Origin of the sequence: Mucilaginibacter sp. cycad4 (assembly GCF_034263275.1) — a bacterium.
Taxonomy (GTDB): domain Bacteria; phylum Bacteroidota; class Bacteroidia; order Sphingobacteriales; family Sphingobacteriaceae; genus Mucilaginibacter.
Genome location: NZ_CP139559.1, coordinates 2,096,516 through 2,116,915, shown reverse-complemented (window position 1 = coordinate 2,116,915; position 20,400 = coordinate 2,096,516). Strand labels below are relative to the sequence as shown.

At 42.9% G+C, this 20,400-nt stretch carries 22 protein-coding genes; 12 read left to right on the top strand and 10 right to left on the bottom strand.

Annotation, left to right across the window (positions count from 1 at the left end):
- The first annotated feature begins 86 nt into the window (after positions 1-86).
- Positions 87-650 carry a hypothetical protein gene (locus tag SNE26_RS08575; RefSeq protein WP_321558945.1) on the top strand — a complete coding sequence of 188 codons (564 nt, stop codon included), beginning with the start codon at positions 87-89 and terminating at the stop codon, positions 648-650.
- Between the two features lie 126 nt (positions 651-776).
- Here the strand turns inward: SNE26_RS08575 and SNE26_RS08570 are convergent, their stop codons facing one another.
- The 4 genes from SNE26_RS08570 to gpmA form a co-directional block, all read right to left on the bottom strand.
- Positions 777-1,121 carry a phosphoribosylpyrophosphate synthetase gene (locus SNE26_RS08570; RefSeq protein ID WP_321558944.1) on the bottom strand — a complete coding sequence of 115 codons (345 nt, stop codon included), beginning with the start codon at positions 1,119-1,121 and terminating at the stop codon, positions 777-779.
- Between the two features lie 179 nt (positions 1,122-1,300).
- Positions 1,301-2,911: a hypothetical protein gene (locus SNE26_RS08565; protein ID WP_321558943.1), complete on the bottom strand. Its 1,611-nt coding sequence runs from the start codon at positions 2,909-2,911 to the stop codon at positions 1,301-1,303.
- Between the two features lie 434 nt (positions 2,912-3,345).
- Positions 3,346-3,831 carry a hypothetical protein gene (locus SNE26_RS08560; protein ID WP_321558942.1) on the bottom strand — a complete coding sequence of 162 codons (486 nt, stop codon included), beginning with the start codon at positions 3,829-3,831 and terminating at the stop codon, positions 3,346-3,348.
- A gap of 89 nt (positions 3,832-3,920) precedes the next feature.
- Positions 3,921-4,610 (bottom strand): 2,3-diphosphoglycerate-dependent phosphoglycerate mutase, encoded by a 690-nt coding sequence (gpmA, locus tag SNE26_RS08555; protein WP_321558941.1) that lies wholly within the window; start codon positions 4,608-4,610, stop codon positions 3,921-3,923.
- A gap of 178 nt (positions 4,611-4,788) precedes the next feature.
- Between gpmA and SNE26_RS08550 the strand changes: the two genes are divergently transcribed.
- The 5 genes from SNE26_RS08550 to SNE26_RS08530 all read left to right on the top strand — a co-directional run bounded on the left by SNE26_RS08550 (position 4,789) and on the right by SNE26_RS08530 (position 9,274).
- Positions 4,789-5,379 carry an acetate uptake transporter gene (locus SNE26_RS08550; RefSeq protein WP_321558940.1) on the top strand — a complete coding sequence of 197 codons (591 nt, stop codon included), beginning with the start codon at positions 4,789-4,791 and terminating at the stop codon, positions 5,377-5,379.
- Positions 5,380-5,402: 23 nt separating this feature from the next.
- Positions 5,403-5,786 carry an SRPBCC domain-containing protein gene (locus SNE26_RS08545; RefSeq protein WP_321558939.1) on the top strand — a complete coding sequence of 128 codons (384 nt, stop codon included), beginning with the start codon at positions 5,403-5,405 and terminating at the stop codon, positions 5,784-5,786.
- 58 nt (positions 5,787-5,844) lie between these two features.
- Complete coding sequence (locus SNE26_RS08540; protein WP_090525692.1) at positions 5,845-6,621, top strand: HAD-IIA family hydrolase; 777 nt, start codon at positions 5,845-5,847, stop codon at positions 6,619-6,621.
- A 328-nt stretch (positions 6,622-6,949) separates the two neighbouring features.
- On the top strand, positions 6,950-8,629 hold the full coding sequence (locus SNE26_RS08535) for a hypothetical protein (protein WP_321558938.1): 1,680 nt from the start codon (positions 6,950-6,952) through the stop codon (positions 8,627-8,629).
- Positions 8,630-8,851: 222 nt separating this feature from the next.
- Positions 8,852-9,274, top strand: a complete 423-nt coding sequence (locus SNE26_RS08530; RefSeq protein WP_321558937.1) for an acyl-CoA thioesterase — start codon at positions 8,852-8,854, stop codon at positions 9,272-9,274.
- A gap of 2 nt (positions 9,275-9,276) precedes the next feature.
- Here SNE26_RS08530 and xerD read toward each other — a convergent pair whose 3' ends face one another.
- Complete coding sequence (gene xerD / locus SNE26_RS08525; RefSeq protein ID WP_321558936.1) at positions 9,277-10,176, bottom strand: site-specific tyrosine recombinase XerD; 900 nt, start codon at positions 10,174-10,176, stop codon at positions 9,277-9,279.
- Between the two features lie 40 nt (positions 10,177-10,216).
- Here xerD and aroQ point away from each other — a divergent pair, with 40 nt between their 5' ends.
- Entirely contained in the window at positions 10,217-10,636 is a 420-nt protein-coding gene (gene aroQ / locus SNE26_RS08520; RefSeq protein WP_321558935.1) for a type II 3-dehydroquinate dehydratase, read from the top strand.
- Positions 10,637-10,715: 79 nt separating this feature from the next.
- Entirely contained in the window at positions 10,716-13,262 is a 2,547-nt protein-coding gene (locus tag SNE26_RS08515) for a mechanosensitive ion channel domain-containing protein (protein ID WP_321558934.1), read from the top strand.
- Here SNE26_RS08515 and SNE26_RS08510 read toward each other — a convergent pair.
- Together SNE26_RS08510 and SNE26_RS08505 are read right to left on the bottom strand one after the other, a co-directional pair.
- Positions 13,234-14,277 carry a glycosyltransferase family 2 protein gene (locus SNE26_RS08510; RefSeq protein WP_321558933.1) on the bottom strand — a complete coding sequence of 348 codons (1,044 nt, stop codon included), beginning with the start codon at positions 14,275-14,277 and terminating at the stop codon, positions 13,234-13,236. The genes SNE26_RS08515 and SNE26_RS08510 overlap by 29 nt on opposite strands.
- Positions 14,274-15,158 (bottom strand): lysophospholipid acyltransferase family protein, encoded by an 885-nt coding sequence (locus tag SNE26_RS08505; RefSeq protein ID WP_321558932.1) that lies wholly within the window; start codon positions 15,156-15,158, stop codon positions 14,274-14,276. The genes SNE26_RS08510 and SNE26_RS08505 overlap by 4 nt, the downstream gene beginning before the upstream one ends.
- A 35-nt stretch (positions 15,159-15,193) precedes the next feature.
- Between SNE26_RS08505 and SNE26_RS08500 the strand changes: the two genes are divergently transcribed.
- From SNE26_RS08500 to SNE26_RS08490, 3 genes are read left to right on the top strand one after another with little or no spacing between them, the layout of a single operon-like run.
- Positions 15,194-15,805 (top strand): WbqC family protein, encoded by a 612-nt coding sequence (locus tag SNE26_RS08500; RefSeq protein WP_321558931.1) that lies wholly within the window; start codon positions 15,194-15,196, stop codon positions 15,803-15,805.
- Positions 15,806-16,930, top strand: coding sequence for a magnesium/cobalt transporter CorA (corA, locus tag SNE26_RS08495; RefSeq protein ID WP_321558930.1), 1,125 nt, complete (start codon positions 15,806-15,808; stop codon positions 16,928-16,930).
- Positions 16,931-16,932: 2 nt separating this feature from the next.
- Positions 16,933-17,373 (top strand): hypothetical protein, encoded by a 441-nt coding sequence (locus SNE26_RS08490; RefSeq protein ID WP_321558929.1) that lies wholly within the window; start codon positions 16,933-16,935, stop codon positions 17,371-17,373.
- Between the two features lie 36 nt (positions 17,374-17,409).
- On the opposite strand, the gene SNE26_RS08485 is transcribed toward SNE26_RS08490, so the two are convergent.
- Both SNE26_RS08485 and SNE26_RS08480 read right to left on the bottom strand, forming a co-directional pair.
- Positions 17,410-17,658, bottom strand: a complete 249-nt coding sequence (locus tag SNE26_RS08485) for a DUF3820 family protein (protein ID WP_321558928.1) — start codon at positions 17,656-17,658, stop codon at positions 17,410-17,412.
- 37 nt (positions 17,659-17,695) lie between these two features.
- Positions 17,696-18,631: an MBL fold metallo-hydrolase gene (locus SNE26_RS08480; RefSeq protein WP_321558927.1), complete on the bottom strand. Its 936-nt coding sequence runs from the start codon at positions 18,629-18,631 to the stop codon at positions 17,696-17,698.
- 165 nt (positions 18,632-18,796) lie between these two features.
- Between SNE26_RS08480 and SNE26_RS08475 the strand changes: the two genes are divergently transcribed.
- A complete protein-coding gene (locus SNE26_RS08475; protein ID WP_321558926.1) occupies positions 18,797-19,036 on the top strand; it encodes a hypothetical protein in 240 nt (79 codons plus the stop codon).
- A 52-nt stretch (positions 19,037-19,088) separates the two neighbouring features.
- Here SNE26_RS08475 and SNE26_RS08470 read toward each other — a convergent pair whose 3' ends face one another.
- Positions 19,089-20,399 carry an MFS transporter gene (locus tag SNE26_RS08470; protein WP_321558925.1) on the bottom strand — a complete coding sequence of 437 codons (1,311 nt, stop codon included), beginning with the start codon at positions 20,397-20,399 and terminating at the stop codon, positions 19,089-19,091.
- Position 20,400: the final 1 nt, after the last annotated feature.

The window sequence follows — 20,400 nt, the reverse complement described above, 5'->3', positions numbered from 1 at the left end:
CTTTTGGTGACATTGAAAGTGAATGCCAAAAATGAGCAAGTGTTTTAGGTTAAGTATCGGCATTTATTTACTTTTAAGCTACTATAATGACCCGCGACGAACTCACACAAAAAATAGCGAACACCATAGGCAAACTCAAAGTGCTTGAACTAAGCCGTATTTTGACCGAACAACAGTTTGATTTGCGCGACCTGATAGACACTACCTTTCATTCCGACAAGCCTCTCGCTTTCCGCGCGGCATGGCTGCTTGAAAATATGTTTTTGAAGGATGCTGATGTTTTTACCGGCAACCTGCAATATTTTATTGAACGGTTACCACAGGTTACGAACCCCGGCTGCCAAAGGCATTACGCCAAAATACTGATGCACGCAACCGAAGAAAAAGAACACTCCCCGGTAAAACAAAAACTTAACAGCCTTGATCTTGAACCTGCTGTTGAGCAGCTTTTTGACTGGATGATAGATCCAAAAGTTAAAATAGCGGTGAAAGTATTTGCGGGCTGGGCTTTGCTTAATTTGCGGTATCGTTACCCCTGGGTGGCCGATGAGTTGCCTGCCCAGCTTGAATTCCTGATGCGTAACGGTACTGCAGCCATCCAGTCGGCGGGGAGAAAAATGATGAAAGAATTGAGCCGTAAACCTCTCTGAATCTCCCCTAAGCAGAGATTTTTAAAGATTGACCATCATAAAAGCCAAAAGCCGGCAACAAATATCCCGCTGTCCCTACAGAAATATTTGTCACCGACTTTTAACTTAAGATTTTCGACTTAAGACTTACTCCGTCGGCCTGTCTTCACCGTGCAGGTTATGACTTACCTGGCCATGATGCAACTTGGCAGCCAGGGCTGATGAGCTATCATCAGCATAAGTGCCATAAGCATTTACCAGCACGCCTTTTAAGTTATATTTTGACGATGATACAGCGTATACTATCGACATATCCGATGGGTTACTTGGGCCTTCAAAGCGGTAAAACTCATCAATCTCAAAGTCATCGGCAGTCATCCTGATATCTTTTTCTTTATCATCAATAGTATCGCCATCAAGGCTAAGGTTGGCCGTATATCCCCTCTTCATGAGGTCATTAGTGGCATCCACTAAGGTTTCATAATTTTTCATGGTGATGTTTTTGTATAGGTAAACAAGAGACGACCTCATTGATCACCTCGTACTATGATAACTGCAAAAGCAACTAACTTGTTTGAAGCAGGGAAATAAAAAAAGTCCTGTTGCCGGTGGCAACAGGACTTAAACTAACAAATGTAATTCTCCCTTTCGGAAGAAAGGTCATGATATACTTACTGGGCTTTAGCCAGCCAGAACGACGCATTTAAATGAAATGACGAATGCGAGGTATATCCTGATGGAGCATCGCCCGACCAGCCGTTAAACAAGTTATCGCCGGTATCGCCTGTGCCGTCATCAGCATCTGAACTATCACCGATCCAAACCACGCGACCGCTTCCATAGGTTGCCAATAATGCCATAGCATTGGCATTGCCACCATTGGTAGCGCTGTTACGCCAGAATAATCCTTGTACGCTTGAGTTGTTGGTCGGGAACAGGGTTGCTGTTGAACCATCGTAGAAAGCCATTTTTGAAGCAGTGCCTGCCGCACCGTTCAGTACTTTCTGTGCATCGGCATTGGAGCCGGTATAAACGTTGGTTGACGGGCTTTCGCTGATATCAACATAATTTACGCTAAAGCCGAATGGGTTATTGTTATTGATACCGTTGTTGGTCATCAGATCATTCCAAACCCTTGGCGAATCATAACCATCACCGTCACGGTCTGAAGGGTTGTAGCCATTGGCATCAGTACCGGCGGTTGTTGCCGCGGTATGATCAGCTATCATGAATAAACCGCCACCGTTAGCCACAAAGTTCATCAAAGCAGTTTTTTCGGCAGCAGTAAATAAACGGTTAGGCTCGCAAACAACAAATACATCGTAGTTGCTCAGGTCCTGCGCGCCACCGCCGCCGTAGGTAATTGCTGTACCTACGGGAAGCGATTCAACCAGCTCACCACGTTTTACCAGTTCTACAGCCCAAGCTGAAAGAGCACCTTTCCAATAAGTTTCGGTAGTAGATGAAGTAATACCTGTGTATGAAGGAGTAGGAATGCGTTGTGCCTTGGTTTCGGTAGTTGTACCGCCTGTGTAAATAGCAACCTGCTCAGTGCCATCAGCATCTATCTGCCAGTCGGCGCTGCCTGCGTTTTCAAGGTGACTTGCATCAAACAGGAATTTTTTGCCTGTAAGCACGGTACCGCCGCCTGTACCGCCGCCGCTGTTATCATTAATGGTGATATCATCAATATTGATACGGTTAGTACCGCCGGTTAGCTTACGGATCTCTAAACGTACAGTACCGGTTTGTGTAACTGTAAATGTAGATACTGTTAATGTTGATGTAGTAGTAATTGCCGAACCCGACTGTGTCCATGACGAACCGCCGTTAACTGAATAAAACAATCCCCAGGTGCTTGGGCTGTCGCCGCCGTAGGTAGCGCTTTTAATGGTAACTGTGCTGACGCCTGTAGTAACATCAAACAGCATAGTAATTTTACCGGTATTGCGTACACGGGCACTCCAGGAACCCGCTTTTTGGTCGGCAGAGAGATTGCCGATCAGGGCATCATACATATTCCATGAATTGCCCGACAGGGTAACATTGTCGCCGCTTGATGAACCGGTTGGCGATACGTCATAAGCAGTTTTAGGGCTGGTTGCGCCAACTTCAAAACCCTGTGTTAAGGATACAGCTAAGGTTTTAATTGTTTTTGAACCGGTAGCAGTTTGATCAGCATCTTTCAATGCAGGCATCTGGCCATTTTTTTGACAGCTTGCCAGCATGCCGGTTGCGGCAGCGGCCAATACCCACATACGCAGATTAGTAAGTTTTAGCATAATGATTTTTTAGGTTTTAATGTATAAGTTAATAATGTTAAATTATACGGTAAAACTGCACAAAGGTTAATTCGTAATTATTTCTATTTCATTAACTTATTGTTAAGTAAACCTGGTAAAACTTACAATCCGGCTGTATCATAAATCAAATCGACCACCCTTGGTGCTGTGTTACCTATGAATTGAAATTTAGCCGATGATATTTATGCAAAAAGGGGGTTTACACATTTTCTGCATAACAAACACCCAATTATTTGATTATTAATTATTTATGTAAATATCAACCCTGAATTGTGTTAACCCTGTTAACCCCCTTTGGTTAGTAGGGTCAACCCAAGACTATATACAGTATAAGTATCTTAGTAAATCAAAAAAAGAGGCTGATCATGATATTCATGATACAGCCCCCTTTCACTATTAAAAATCATTCAAGCCTATCTGGCAAAATAAGCTCCTATTCGCTTAGCAAAAGCTACGGTAAGGATCCCGATGAATATTTTTGCACCTGCCAATATTACACTGCTTTGTTCATTAACATTAGCAAGCGTATACAGGTGATATAAAAAATCGGGAATAGTGCCAACCAACAATAATCCTCCTATTATTACCAGGGATATTTCGTAGATGACTTTCCGCTCGGCAAAAAGTTTCGCGTTTTCCTGGTAATCACTTTCATTGGTGATCCAGCGGGTAATCTTTTTTGTGCCGGAAATAAGCAATACGGCTAACACGATCAGGAAAATAAAGTTTAACCCATTTACGATTAAAAGGCTTCCCTGGTCGGCAGCTTGCTGCTCGACAGGTGAACTTGCATGGTTACCGATAAAAGTAATCAGGCCGGGAAGTTTAGAGATATCGGCCACCAACAGGTATATACCCAGTATTTTAATGGCGACCTCATAGATGTCGGATTTTTTCATTCGTATTAATTAGGGATTAATTGGTTTATGGCTTACAAGATAAACAATTGTACTACAAGTAAAAGAGAAATGAAGGTCCGGAGGGCAAATTATTCCAGGTAATAATGCCTGATCCTATTTAAGTCGCCATCAAGTTCATAAACCCAGGGGGTAGCGGTAGGGATTTCCAGCGCAGTTACTTCCTCATCACTTAAATTATCAATGTATTTTATAAGCGAACGAAGGCTGTTACCATGTGCTACTACAATAACCTTTTGATTGCGGCGCATAGCCCTGACAATTCTTTCGTTCCAAAATGGCAATACCCTGTCCATAGTTTCGCTCAGGTTTTCGGTTAGCGGGAGCTCACGCTCGGTCAGGTCCTTGTATCTGAGATCACGGCCAGGGTATCGGGCGTCATCTTTAGTTATAGCAGGCGGGTGTTCATTCGGGTCACGCCGCCATTTTAACACCTGCTCTTTGCCATATCGGGCAATAGTTTCATCTTTATTTAACCCTTGTAAGGCACCATAAAAGCGTTCGTTTAGCCGCCATGATTTTTCAACCGGGATCCATAGGTGATCGAGCTCCTCCAGTATGTAATGCAATGTTTTGATTGATCGCTTTAAATAGGATGTGAAGCCGATATCGAAATTGTAGCCATTCTTATTAAGGATCTTTCCGGCATGATGGGCCTGTTCGTAGCCTTTTTCTGACAGGTCGACATCTTCCCAGCCCGTAAATCTGTTTTCCTGGTTCCAGGTACTCTCGCCGTGGCGTATTAATACTAATTTTTGCATAGGTAGGCGTCTCTAAATCTCTCCTAAAGAGAAAACTTTTATTGTTGTTGTTTAAAGCCCTCCCGCCGACAGGGTTTGGGTGGGGCTACCGCAAAAGTAGGTTAAGGGTGTGAAAAACTTGCTTAATATTTATAAATCAGTTAGCTTGCGGTACAAACCAAATAAACTAAAACCTATTATGATCCCTACTACACCAGTACCAGTGAAGGATGGCATTGCCAACCCGGCGCCGCTTGGCCTTTGCGCTTTCGGAATGACCACCGTTTTATTAAACATTCACAATGCCGGTTTTTTTGAAATAAACACCATGATATTGGCCATGGGCATATTTTACGGCGGTTTGGCGCAAGTTATTGCCGGGGTTATCGAAGCTAAAAAGAACAATACCTTCGGGCTGACAGCATTTACTTCCTACGGATTTTTCTGGCTTTCATTAGTGGGCCTTTTGGTAATGCCTAAGTTTGGCTGGGGAGCTGCACCATCTGAAGGAGCCATGATCGCTTACCTGAGCATCTGGGGTGTATTTACCCTCCTGTTGTTTTTTGGTACATTAAAGCTTAACCGCGCGCTGCAATTTGTTTTTGCATCGTTAACCATATTATTTTTCCTGTTAGTAGCCGGCGATGCTACCGGCAATGCAGGCATTAAACACCTGGCCGGTTATGAAGGTATTATTTGCGGGGCATCGGCCATATACACCGGTATCGCTAATGTTTTGAATGAGATTTACGGAAAAACCGTTTTGCCAATTGGCCCGGTGAAGGTTTAAATTATTTCAGCTAAATTGCGCGGGTGAAAGATTTTAAAAAATATTACAGCATACCGGCCACTCCCGAAGAGATCTATATGGCCATCACCAACCCGGTTACCATTGAATTGTGGACTGGCGACGTCGCCGAAATGTCAACAGAGCCCGGTACCGAATTTTCTATGTGGGATGGCAGTATTGTAGGTAAAAACATTGAGTTTGAACCCAATAAAAAAGTAGTGCAGCAATGGTATTTTGAAGGACAAAGCGATAATTCTATCGTTACGATCAAACTGCATGCTGATAAGCAGGGCACTTCGGCCGAGTTAAGGCACACCAACATTCCCGATGATGATTATAATGATATTGTTGACGGGTGGAACGACAGCTATTTTGGCGGCCTGATCGATTTTTTTGAAGGAGCTTAAAACGCCGGTTATTCAACATCGCCTCTTTAACAAAACAAAACATTTATAACTTATACTTATGAAACAAGGTCTTTTAATTGATATGGATGGGGTAATTTACAGCGGGGAAGAACTGATACAGGGCGCTGATAAATTCATCAAACACCTTATTGATAACGATATACCATTTGCCTTTATGACCAACAACAGCCAGCGTACCAGCCTGGAGGTTGTACGCAAGCTTAAAAGATTGGGAATAACTGTAGAAACAAAACATATTTATACAAGTGCCATGGCTACCGGGAAATTTTTGGGCGATCAAAGCCCCAATGGTACCGCTTTTGTGCTGGGCGAGGGCGGCTTGCTGAGCAGTTTGCACGAAAACGGGATCACACTTGTTGACTCCGACCCGGAGTTTGTTGTTTTGGGCGAAGGCCGCAACTTTACTTTGGAAATGGTGCAGCGCGCGGTCGACATGATCCTGGCCGGCGCTAAGTTTATAACCACCAACAGGGACCCCTCTCCTAAAAAACCGGGCTGGAACAATTTAGGTATAGCAGCTACAACAGCCATGATTGAGGAAGCTACCGGTCGTAAGGCCTTTGTAACCGGAAAGCCAAGCCCTGTAATGATGCGCTCGGCAAGGAAATTCCTGGGCCTTGAAACCGCCGAAACCACTGTAATTGGCGATACGATGGAGACTGATATCCAGGGCGGTGTGCAAATGGGCTATAAAACAATCCTGGTGCTGTCTGGTATCTCCAGTAAAGACCAGCTGAGCCATTATGCGTTTAAGCCGGATATGGTGGCAAGCTCGGTTGATAAGATAGTTTTTCCGCTTAAGTGGTGGTCATAAAACAGATTCTGTATCCTCATCAAAAGCGGACGGTCCACAAGATCGCCCGCTTTTTGTTTTTAGCGATATTGTCAATTAGCTCATCGAAGGATGTTTGATCGAAACGTAATTTCATTAAGTTTTTATTAAGTATTTTTTAATCCTACAATGGTTATTTGCCTCCAACCAATTAAAACCGATGCCTTTTCCTAAAATGGCTGCGGTTAAACCATTAAACCAATATTGCTATTTATGTCTGTTACCGTATTTAAACCTCCGTAGGTTTTTTAGCAGGTTATGCCTGTATCCCGTCAATATACCAATCTATCAAACAATCACATCTAAAATTATGAACTTAAAAAAACTTTATGTTTTAAGCTGTGCGCTTATTATAGGTATTGCAAGTGCCTGCTCAAAAAAGGACCTGGCTGGCAATTCAATCAATACATCAAATAATAATCAGTCAAAAATAAAAACAGCAGCTTCGCCGGTTGGTGATGTTGTGGGTAAAATTACCGTAGGCTACCAAGGCTGGTTTGCCGCTATTGGCGATGGTTCGCCCATTAATTTATGGTGGCATTGGTCTAACCCCAATAACCAGGCCCCTAATTCCAATAATATCGGCGTTAAATCGTGGCCTGATGTACGGGAGTACACCAGCACTTATCAAACAGGGTTTGCCAATCTGAATAACGGAAGCCCGGCAAAGCTGTTCTCTTCCTTTAATGACCAAACAGTTAATGTTCAGTTTCAGTGGATGCAGCAAAATAATATTGATTGCGCGGCGCTGCAGCGTTTTAATCCAACTGGCGGCGAAGGTCCGGTACGAGACGCTATAACTGCCAAGGTAAAAACCGCCGCCGAGGCTACAGTCCGTAAATTTTATATTATGTACGATGTAGGTGGCTGGACAAACATGCAGTCGGAAATTAAAACCGACTGGACAAATAAGATGTCGGCCTATACCTCATCATCGGCTTACGCCAAACAGAATGGTAAACCGGTAGTCTGTATCTGGGGTTTTGGCTTTAACGATAATGATCATCCATTTTCAGCGGCGGTTTGCCTGGATGTGATCAATTGGTTTAAAAGCCAGGGTTGCTATGTTATAGGAGGCGTACCTGCTTATTGGCGCGACCCTAACGCCACTGAGGTACGGCCTGATTTTTTGCCAACCTTTAATGCCCTCAACATGATCTCGCCCTGGATGATCGGTAAAATAGCTAATATAAGTGAAGCTAATAATTTTTACAACAATACGCAGGTGGGCGACCAGGCTTATTGCAACGCTAATGGTATTGATTATCAGCCATGCGTACTGCCTGGCGATTTGCAATTACGTCAGCGTGTGCATGGCGACCTGATGTGGACCCAGTTTTATAACCTGATCCGTGGCGGCGCACAGGGACTGTATATATCGATGTTTGATGAATACAATGAAGGCAATCAGATTGCCAAAACATCAGAGAATTCATCATTTGTTCCGGCGGGATCTAATTTTTTATCGTTGGACGAGGACGGTACTGTTTGCTCTGCTGATTATTATTTGCGGTTAACAGGCGATGGCGGCAGGATGCTAAAAGGACAAATTGCGCTTACTGTTGTACGCCCTACCGCTCCTGTAGCGGGTGGCAGCAATCCAACCACCCCTCCAATAGGACAAACGATAACCCTTAAAGGTTCAAACAATAACTACGTAAGCAGCGAAAACGGAACACAACCTATGAATTGTAACCGGGTTACCGCCGGTGGCTGGGAACAATTTACTATTGTTGATGCAGGCGGTGGTAAAGCTGCCTTGTTAAATTCGGGTAAATATGTATCATCTGAAAACGGTACCCAGGCTCTTACCTGCAACCGTACGTCTATTGGCCCGTGGGAACAATTTGACTGGGTGAGTAATGCCGATGGTACCGTTTCCTTCCGGGGTGGTAACGGAAAATACATTTCAGGTGAGAATGGCACACAAGCCATGACCTGCAACCGGGCTACCGTTGGCGGCTGGGAATCATTCAGGGTCAACCAATAAGTTTATTTATCTTTTTAAGGAAAGAGGCTGTGTTTACAGCCTCTTTCTGTTTAATCTGCTGTCTTATTTCATAATATATTTATTAAACATAAAAAACATGTGATATGCGATTAATCATAAGAATTTGTGTAAAAATTTAACTGCCTTATTGTCAAAACAAAGCATACTTGCCTTGCCGAACCCAAAAGATATTGAATTGCCTTTACTTACTATATTTGCTGTATGGATACACCGCTCCAACTTTCCACCTTCGAATCTGAGTTTCGCGTACGCCCTGATGATATAGATATGTTTCAGCACGTACATAACAGCAAATACTTTGATTATGTACTGGCTGCGCGCTACGATCAGATGGAGCGCTGCTATGGGATGGCCATGGAAAAATTTATGGAACGCGGCTTTGGCTGGGTGGTACGTACCGCCCACGTGGACTATAAGCGCGCCTTAACCATGGGCGATTACTTTATTGTAAAAACCGGTATTGAAAGTATTGACGACAAAGGCTGCAGAGTAAAGTTCAGCATCACCAATAAAGCTACCAAAAAGATCTGTTGTGATGGCTGGTTTGATTACGTGATGATTGATATGGCCACCGGGCGTGGGGCAAAGATCCCGCAGGACGTAATTGATCAGTACCTGATCTGACCTTAACTGCGGGGATGAAACTGGCTTATCGTACTTTTTAAATATTCCCTATCCAAATGAGTATAAATTTCCGTTGTGGTAATACTTTCATGGCCCAGCATCTCCTGCACCGCCCGCAAATCTGCGCCCCCTTCTACCAGGTGTGTGGCAAAGGAATGCCGAAAGGTATGGGGACTTATCTTTTTCTTAAGCCCTATAGTTTCGGCCAAGCTTTTGATGGTTAAAAAAATAATTTGCCGGCTTAATCTTGTACCGCGCCGGTTCAGGAAAACATAATCCTCCTCGCCTCTTTTTATAGGGTTATGTACCCTTACATTTTCTATCCAGATCTTCAGCGCTTTTATAGCTTCACCTCCTATAGGCACTAATCGCTCTTTGTTGCCTTTACCGGTTACTTTTATAAATTCAATATCAAGGTACAGGTTGGAGAGTTTCAGTTCGGTGAGCTCAGATACACGCAGGCCTGAACCGTATAGGGTTTCCAGGATGGCTTTGTTACGTATGCCTTCGGGTTTGGAGAGGTCCAACGCAGCTATTATTTTGTTAATTTCCTCGTAACTTAACGTATCCGGCAGCTTTCGTCTGATTTTTGGCGATTCGAGCAGTTCTGACGGATCTGTTTTGATAACATCTTCCATCAACAGGTACTTATAAAATGCTTTGATCCCCGAAAGGATCCTGGCCTGGGATGACGGGATCATCCCCAACTCATTTATCCAGTTGATGAACTCTCGTAAATTAGTTAAAGTAATTAATTCGGGTTTCAATTTAAGCGGCTGTGAATCTGAATATTGATATAGCTTTTCTATATCCCGGCTATAAGCTTCGATGGAGTTGTCGGACAGCGACTTCTCTAATTTTAAATATGCCTGGAAACCTTTTATTGCCGAACGCCAATCCAATTGATTTTAGTTTTGATGATTTATAGCTAAGTTTGAACTGATGAAGATACAAATAATAAACGGCCCCAATCTGAACCTGTTAGGTGTTCGCGAAAAATCAATTTATGGCGATGCCAGTTTTGAAACCTACCTCGAAACCCTGCGTCAACGCTATGCAAACATCACCATTGATTATTATCAAAGCAACATTGAGGGCGAAATTATAAATAAACTGCATGAAGTTGGCTTTAGTTATGATGGTATTGTAATGAACGCAGGGGCATACACCCATACGTCAATTGCCATTGCCGATGCTATCGCTGCTATCAACACGCCGGTTATTGAAGTGCATATTTCCAACGTACACAAACGCGAGGAGTTCAGGCATAAATCAATGATTGCGGCTAATTGCCGCGGCGTAATTGCAGGCTTTGGGATGGATAGCTATCGCTTAGCCATTGAAAACCTGTCGCTTAAATAATATTAAAATATTTTATCGTTTTGATAAAACGCTTTTGGCAAAAAAGCGTTTAAACATTGCTTCCAGCTTATTGTTACAGATGCTTAAAATATTCAGAGTTGCCGCGCTAAGTTTGCTTTTTGTTACACTGTTAAGCAGTGTTAATACCTTTGCCCAAACCAAAAAGAAAAAGCCAAGATCGGTAAGAGACTCGCTTCGCGCCTCTATCCTTTCGCGCGATTCGATGATGCGGGCGCTTAAACGCTCGGATACATCGGTAAATAACCTGCTGCAAAAGGTTGAATATTATACATCTGCCTTTAACCAGATCAAAAGCAATCTGTCAAAAAAGTTAGATACTGCCGATATCAGTACCAAACTGCCGTCGTTTGAAAAAAGGGTTACACTTATCAAATCGCTTATTGACAATGATAAATCAAGCACGTTAAGATATTTATATACCATCAGGGATGTGCTTACCCGAAGTGATGATCAGCTTGACTTGTGGCAGGAACAGCTTGCCGATATCAATAGTAAACTCGTTCAGAATCAAAACGATCTGGACGCCATATCGCGCGATAGCGTTTTAAAGATCCTGCCCGCCGATAGCTCACTGGCCACTACTTATCTTATCCAAAAAATAGCTATCGACAGCAAATATCACCGTCTGGACACCACCAACAAAAAGGTGATGGTGAAGGTAGGCCTGCTGCAAAACCGCACTTCGGCTGTTTATATTACTATACTCGACCTTAAAGACCAGATTGATACCAAGATCAGGGACTTTAGTATCAGGGCCATGTCGCAGGAATATAACAACATCTGGAGCATGAATGCCGACGAAGGCAACGATTTTGGAACAGCTACAAAGGCTACTGCCAATATGAACGCCAAGCTTTTTAGCTTTTTCTTCGGTCGGGATATACTTATTCATCTTGCGGGATTAGTAGTATTATTTGCCTTTTTTGCCTGGGTGCGCGCCAGTCGCCGTAGGATCATACGTGACAACGATACGCCCGAAAGTGTATTTAGCCAGGCCAATTACGTTGTAAATTACCCGTTCGCATCCTCAATTATTTTAACCTTTACATTGCTGCCTAACGTTTATGATCATCCGCCTGTGATTGTATTGGAGATGTTTTTATTGGTGTTGATGATCGCCTTGCTTTACCTGGTAAAAAAGGCATGCCCGGCAACCATGTTCCGTTACATGCTGCAGTTATTTGGGATCACTATTATTTACAGCCTGAGCAATCTTTATATCCAGGTAACCAATATCGACAGGGTGGCTATTTTGATTTTAGGCATGGCTGCATCGGTAATAAGTTTCAGGTTTTTATCAAAAGTGCGTAAAGCCAAGGACGATTACCTGCCTTATACCGGTTTTATATTGAAGGTTTTTATATTTCTGCAGGGCTCATCTTTTGTGTGTAATGTTTTCGGCAGGGTGAGTTTGGCTAAGATCATCGGTATTAGTGTGGTGTATAACCTGTGGCTTGCCCTGGCTATGTATTATATAGTGCATATCATTATGGAAGCCTTGTTCCTGCAACTGGAAGCCGGTAAAAAGAGCAACAATCTTACCTCTTTTATCGATTACAAATTAATGCAAAATAAGTTCAGGAGCGTGCTGAGCATATTGGCTACCTTGTTGTGGCTGGTAATGCTTACGCAAAACCTGAACGTTGAAGATACCGTATTTGATTACCTGGGCGATTTTCTGACCAAAAACCGCAGCATTGGCGGTACCAATACCCAGTTCACGTTTCAAAGCGTAATCATATTTGTTGCCGTGATCTGGCTGTCATCTATCGCGTCAAAGATCATCAGCTATCTTTATGATATTGCGGCCAAGCATGCCAATGATATTGACGTTGCCAAGAAAAAGAACCGCACCTCTACCCTGCTTATCCGCATTGGTGTGATTGCTTTAGGATTCTTCCTTGCCGTTGCTGCTTCAGGTGTACCTATTGATAAAATCACCATTATTATCAGTGCCTTTGGTATAGGTATCGGTTTCGGTTTACAAAACATAGTTAACAACCTTGTATCGGGTTTGATATTGGCTTTCGAGAAACCTATCCAGGTTGGAGATATTATTGAGGTAGACAGTCGCTCGGGTACTATAATGGATATCGGCATCCGCGCCAGTAAAATTGCTACTGCAGATGGCGCAGAGGTAATTATCCCTAATGGCGACTTAATATCTCACCACGTAATTAACTGGACACTAAGCAATAATAACCGCCGGGTTGAACTGATTATTGGGGTAGCATATGGATCCAATATCGAACAGGTAAAAGAGGTGCTGATCAGCTTGCTCCGCGATCATGAAGACATCATGACCGAACCTCCTCCCTCGGTGTTTCTGCATAACTTAAATGAAAGCTCGGTTGATTTCAGGGTGTTTTTCTGGGCAGCTGATATCAATACCTGGCTTGGGCTTAAAAGCCGTGTATTGGCAGATATCTATGATGCCTTCAATAAAGCAGGCATCGACATACCATTCCGCCAGCAGGATGTGCGTGTAATATGGCCAAAAGGCTTGCCTCCCATTAAAGTAGAAGCGCCGGGCTTAAACGACAAAGCAGAAGAGCCGGAACAGGGTGTAGATGACGCTAAAACTCCGAAGGATCAAGATCAGTAAAATGAGTTTTCTTTTTCACAAAGAAATCCCAAACGATACTGCCCCTGTATATACCTGCAGTATTTTGTTTCCTAACTTCCCGACTTTCGGACTTTCGGACCTTCGGACTTCCCGACTTAAACAGACTCAACACAAAACTTTGGTGCGCCCTGCTTACCGCCCAGGCGTCTTTACGCTTGCCTTCCATCAAAAACCTGAACAAGGCAAGCAGATCCATTATAAAGCGGATACAGATCACCCAAACTGCGCGCCAAAAAGGAAGGTTCTTTTTTATAAGCAGCAGGTTATTCCTGAAGTTGAGATAGGTCTTAAACGGATTTTCGGCATTTAGTGTACCACCACCAACATGAAATATGGTTGATTGCGCGCAGTACATTACTTTATAACCCATATTTTTTAAACGCCAGCAAAGGTCGATTTCCTCCATGTGGGCAAAAAAGCTTTCATCAAAACCACCGGCTTCATCCCAGATACTTTTTTTGATGAACAGCGATGCCCCCGACGCCCAGAACACTTCGCCCGATTGCTCATACTGGCCAGTATCCTTTTCCAGTTCGTAAAAGATCCTGCCGCGGCAAAACGGGTAACCATGCTTGTCAATAAAGCCCCCGGCGGCGCCAGCATGCTCAAAATAATCTTTTTGTGCGTATGACCTGATCTTTGGCGCAGCAGCGGCAATTAAACCATCGCTTTCCATTAATTCAATTACCGGGTCAATCCAACCGGGGATAACTTCCACATCCGAATTAAGGAGGATATAGTAATCAGCATCAACCTGGGCCAGCACCCGGTTATAACCGCCTGTAAAGCCGTAGTTTTTATCATTTTGGATGATCTTAACTGATGGATAATGCTCACGCATAAATGCCGTCGAGTCATCAGATGAGGCATTATCGCCCATCACAATCTCCAGGTTGGGATACGTTGAGGATAATACCGAAGGAAGAAATTGTTTAAGGTATTTTAGGCCGTTCCAGTTTAAAATAACTACAGCAACTTTAGGTGTATGGGTCATCTATGTAAATCCTCCGGCTTAAACTTCCATCTCCGGTGCGACCATAACCAGTATTGCGGTTCTCTCCTGATCATCCCCTCAAGGTATTTCACGTGCATATCTGTTATTTCGTGTTCGGCAGTTTCTTTTGGTGTTTCGGTAAGCGGGATTAGCGTATATTCATAATATCCGCGTTTTACCCTTTTCATGTCGTAAAAAACAACAGCGGCATCAATTGTTTTGGCAATCTTTTCAATCCCCAAAAATACTGCAGTCGGCTGGTTTAAAAAATTGGTGAAATAGTTTACCTCATGCATCACAGGAGTTTGGTCGCCAACCAATACACTAACGGTAAGTTCCTTGCGGTATTCAATCATTTTACGCAGTGTTTGCTTCATAGCAACCGGCTGCCCGCCAAACCTTGACCGGATCTTAATAAAAAAATCATCAAATGTTTTGTTCGACAGGTTTTTGTAAATGATCATGAACCTTTTATCGGTAACAAAGTTGAAATTGAGGGCCGCCATTTCCCAATTGCAATAATGGCCGGCAACTGCAATAATACTTTTACCTTTAGCAAAGTAGTCAAACACGAGATCGGAGTTGGTAGCCACTACCCTTTTCCGGATCTGTTTTTCTGATACGGTGATCATTTTAATGGTCTCTACTATCAAATCGGCCAGGTAACGATAATACTTTCGTTCAATATCGTGGCGTTGCTGATCTGTTTTTTCCGGAAAGGCATTGCGCAGGTTTTGCTGCACTACATCGCGGCGGTAATGAATAATGTAGTAAATAATAACAAACGCGATATCGGATAAAATGTATAAAAACCAAAAGGGAAGCAGCGATATAAGGTATAAAATTAATATCCCTAACTTAGTAAAACCCTTTTTTATCATTATTTTAGCCAATTTTGAGCACAAACATAAAATATATGATTGAAAAAGGCGCTGTGTTACCTATGTTTTATCTTCCGCCGGTAGATTATTTTGTACAGTTAAATACGTACAAGCCTGATATACAGATAGAAAAAGAAGAACATTTCCCTAAACAAACTTATCGCAACCGGGCTAATATCTACTCGCCCGATGGTGTGCTGGCATTGGTGGTGCCGGTAATTAAAGGTTCAAAAAATCACACTAAAGTTAAAGATGTAAAAATCAGCTATGATTTTATGTGGCAGCGCCTGCACTGGCAAAGCTTACAAGCCTGTTACCGCCGTTCGGCTTATTTTGAGTTTTATGAAGATGACTTTGCACCTTTTTATGAAAAACAAATTACCTACTTGTTTGATTATAATCAGGAGCTTTTGAACCTGCTGCTTAAGCTCACCAAAATAAAAACAGAATTAAATTATACGGATGAATACCAGGCCGAATATCCTAACCTGCATGATTTTCGGTTTTCTATCCATCCCAAAAAAGAAAGCGATATGCAGCAGAAACCATATTTCCAGGTATTTGAAGACCGTGGGGGCTTTATGAAAAACCTAAGTATCATTGACCTGCTGTTTAACCAGGGTCCGCAAACCATAAACTATTTGTAGATGAATGGCAACTTTAAACGCCTGCGCCTTAAAAAGCACAAACAAGCGGGAAATGTAGGCGACCGACCGGGTACTATCAGGATAGCCGAGGATGCACTGAAACCCATTATATCCGTTTACTCATACAATAAAGATGAACTCGTAACCTGTGAGGGCAAGGATATCAAAACGGCATTAAAACAGCTCAATAAATGCGATAACCATACCCATTGGATCAAGATCAATGGTTTGGGCGATGCCGCGCTCATTGAGCAAATTGGTGAGCATTGCAATATAAACCCCCTGGTTTTGGAGGATATTGCCAATACCCACCAGCGCCCCAAATTTGATGAATACGAATATTATGCTTTTTGCACCAGCCGGATCATTCATTTCAATAAAGATAACGAGATCATTAACTGCCAGTTTTCGGCTATTATTAAGGATAATATCATCATTAGCTTTGAAGAAGATCATACGGAACGCTTTGATGCAGTTAAGACTCGCTTAAAGGCTGGAAAGGGTGCTATCCGCACTGCCGGTCCCGGATATATGTGTTATGCGCTTACCGACACTATAATTGATACCTACTTTGTGCTGCTGGCCGAAATTGGCGATCATTTGGATGCCCTTGAAGATAAGCTTTATCTCAGCGCCGATAAAACCATCATGTTTAATGCCCAGCAATTAAAACGTACATTGATTGTTGTACGCCGTGCCAGCTGGCCCGAGCGGGATAAGATCAATGACATGATCAGGTCTGAAAGTCCGCTGATAACTCCCGAAGTTAAATTGTTTTTGCGCGATGCCTATGACCATTGCATCCAGGCCATGGACCTTATTGAAAACTATAAAGAGGTGACGTCAAGTATCATCGACCTGTACCTATCCATGGTAAGTAACCGCATGAACGAGATCATGAAAGTGCTTACCATCATTTCCGTGATCTTTATCCCACTTACTTTTATAGCCGGTATATATGGGATGAATTTTTCCCGGCAGGATGATAAAGGCCATATCCTTCCGGATAATATGCCCGAATTGTACTGGCATCATGGTTACATTTATGCTATCGTATTTATGTTTTTGATAGCCATAATACAGGTGTTTGTATTTTGGAAGAAAGGCTGGTTTAACAGATTATAGCGATGGAGGGTATAGATAAAATATTAGATCCTAATACAGGGAAAATCTTCTTATCTGAAAAGTTCTACATTAATTCAAATACCAAACCTAATGACCTGAAGATACATTTTGGACAAAATGAACTCAGATCATTAAGTATGGGAAATGGCTGGATTCATTACTCAATTAAAAATGCCCAAATAGCAGGTGAATATTTCATTTTTATCTTCCTGTTTTATAAAGACTTCTTAAAGACAGTCAGTTTTGCTATTTCAGAACTTCCATTTTCTGAAACTTCATGGAATGATTGGAATAAGGAAAAAGAAATAAAAAACAAAAGCATCTTTGAAAACTGGTTGTCGAAACAAATAGGTACTCAAAGAAGTTTTGCGTGGGGTAATATCAGTACTATCCTTGATGAAAAAAGTGGCAGCTCGGCTATTGTACTAAATTATAGAGAATGATTATCTCTGAAACTCCGGTTTAGCCCATCTTTATCGCTATCGGTTTCCTTGCCGAAAAAGCGATTGCTTCACCATGAAAAGGATCTCGCCCAAGCCATTGGTTTTAATCTCGAACGTGGTTGATAACAACATCCCCATTTTATCTTTAGTAAAACCCTTGCCGGCCATCCACTCCAGGTATGATACCGGGATATCAGCTATAATAGTGCCTTTATATTTACCGTAAGGCATTTTGGTTTGTACAATATCGATGAGAATTTTAGGATCTGGTTTTAAATTTTCCACGCGGTAAAGGTAAGCACAAACCGATGGGATTCTCCTCCTATTCCTGCAATCCTTTTATAATAAAAAATGTCGCGAGTGCAGCTGCGATACCAACTGTTGCTTTTAAAATACCGCTGCTTACATAAGGCGGAATATAGGTTACGCCCATTTCATCAGCGACAGCCGGATGCCCTACATATCGGCCTTTTGCCGGTATTGCTACCTGCTCAAAGTTATCGGCCAGTTCATGTAATTGGTCATGCAGCTCACGGCCGCGCATTATGGGGCCATGGCCTGCCGCTACTGTACGTGGTTCAAGCGCGGCAAGCCGGCGTACCGATTGAGCAGCCGCTTCCCAGTCGGAAGTAAAGTACCTTGGCGGGCCTGTTAGTTTCTTAAGCGAACTGAATGAATATAAAGCTGATTCGGCCTTAGTGGTTGAAAACGCATCGCCGGCTATAAGAGTTGAATTTATTGGCAGGAACAGCGAAATATGCCCCGGTGTATGGCCTGGTGTGTGAATGATCTTCCATTCGGGCAGTTCGGGGATCCCTGCTTCCATGTCGATGGCCTTTACCTTTGTGCCGAGGTTTATAGGCGCAGTAGGGAAAAATACAGATAACAGGCTCATCATGCCATCAGCCAATGAAGGATCGGCCGGCGGATATGATGATAGGCCGGTTAAATAAGGTAATTCAAATGCGTGGGCATAAACCGGTACATTCCAGATCTCCAAAAGCTCTGCCAGGCCGCCGGCATGGTCGGCATGCCCGTGTGTAAGCACAATAGCTGCTGGTCTGGTTCCCGGTCCAAAAAGTTCCTCGGCCATGGCTATGATCTTATTGGCCGAACCTTTTAACCCCGTATCAACCAAAACCCAGCCTTTGGCAGCACCGGGACGGTTAGCGATCATGTAAACGTTAACAAATAATAATTTGGTTCCCCATACCCTTTGCGATACCTGGAAATATTTTGTACTGAGCCTTCTGTTCATGGTTTATAATTATTAACAAAACGTAACTCGTGTATTAAAAGTTTTAGCTACCTTAAATTTAAGCACAATTTTATCAGCCTAAAAACAAACAACATGACCGCCATCTCAAGACTGATGCAAACAGAAATTGCCCGAACTATGTTAGGTTAATAAATTATAAACACTATGGAACAACAATTTGACGCCACACTTACGGGGACTGATAGCATTATTGAAGGCACGGCACAACAAGTAACCCTTCAAGGGTATACAAACGCTTATGAGTTTAAGTCAATAGATGAAACACTGCATTTGGTAATAGCCAAAGATGAGGACGGCGAATGGATCAGGATTGATGGTACAGAGCCCTACCTTTCAAGCTGGATTGATGAACTGGCCGAACAGGCGGCGAGTCACTCTTTATAAAAAAGAAAGCCGGGTCAAAATGATCCGGCTTTCTTCATATTATTTTATATGGTTAATCCAATTCAATTGGTTTCATTTTAGGCACTAAAAAATGCATAATGAGCCAGGCTAAAATGTAAGCGCTGCCACAAACAAAAAACATAATGTAATAGGCTATCTCAATCTTACCGATTGACCGATAATACACAAACAGGTTTTTCTGCACCGCAAGCGATAGGAATACTCCCCCTATCGAACCAAACATACCACCTAAACCGGTTACCGAACCTATGGTACGTTTTGGGAACATATCCGAAACTGTGGTGAAAATATTAGCGCTCCATGCCTGGTGTGCCGATGCTGCTATACCAATTACTATAACCGCGAGCCACATATTAACACCACCCAAAATCTGGGCGAATATGATGGGTATTACTGCCAGCGCATAAATAAACATGGATGTTTTACGGGCTTTAAACACCGGCCAGCTATTTTTGATGAGGTTCATGGGCAGCCAACCTCCGCCAACACTGCCAAAGGTAGACATAGTATAAACCAACGCAACAGGAATGGCTATTTCTGTACCTTTTAAATGATACTGACTTTCCAAAAAATCAGGTAGCCAAAAGAGGTAAAACCACCATATAGGGTCGGTAAGGAACTTGCCTATAACAAATGCCCATGTTTGTTTAAACGAAAGCAGCTTGCCCCATGATATTTTCTTTTGCTCAACAGGCTGCAAAGCCTCGGTTTGGCTGTCATGATCACTGTTGATGTAATCGAGCTCGGCTTTTGAAACCTTGCTATGTTTTGAAGGTGCACGATAAATAACCTGCCAAAGCACCAGCCATATAAAACCAATAGAACCTGTGATAATAAAGGCCCATCGCCATCCCCAGGCAACCGCAATAAACGGGACTGTTAAAGGAGCAACTATGGCGCCAATATTTGCACCTGAATTAAAGATGCCTGTAGCGAAAGCACGCTCCTTTTTCGGAAACCATTCGGCCACGGTTTTAATAGCCGCAGGAAAATTCCCTGCCTCGCTGAGACCTAATGCAGAACGCACTACGCCGAAGCCAAAAGTGCTGCCAACAAAGGCGTGGCATACCGCCGAAATACTCCATAGTAGTGTTGAAAGGAAATAGCCCAGCTTGGTGCCTATCTTATCGATGATCCTTCCGGCAGCCAGCAGGCCTATAGAATAGGCTATTTTAAATGCAATCTCAATATTGGCATAATCACCATCATTCCAATTGAACTCCTTGGTAAGGTCTGATTTAAGCAAACTGATCACCGCCCGGTCAAGGTAATTAACGGTTGTTGCGAAAAACACCAGCGAGCAGATCACCCAGCGGTAGTTTCCAACTTTTTCTTCTCTCATT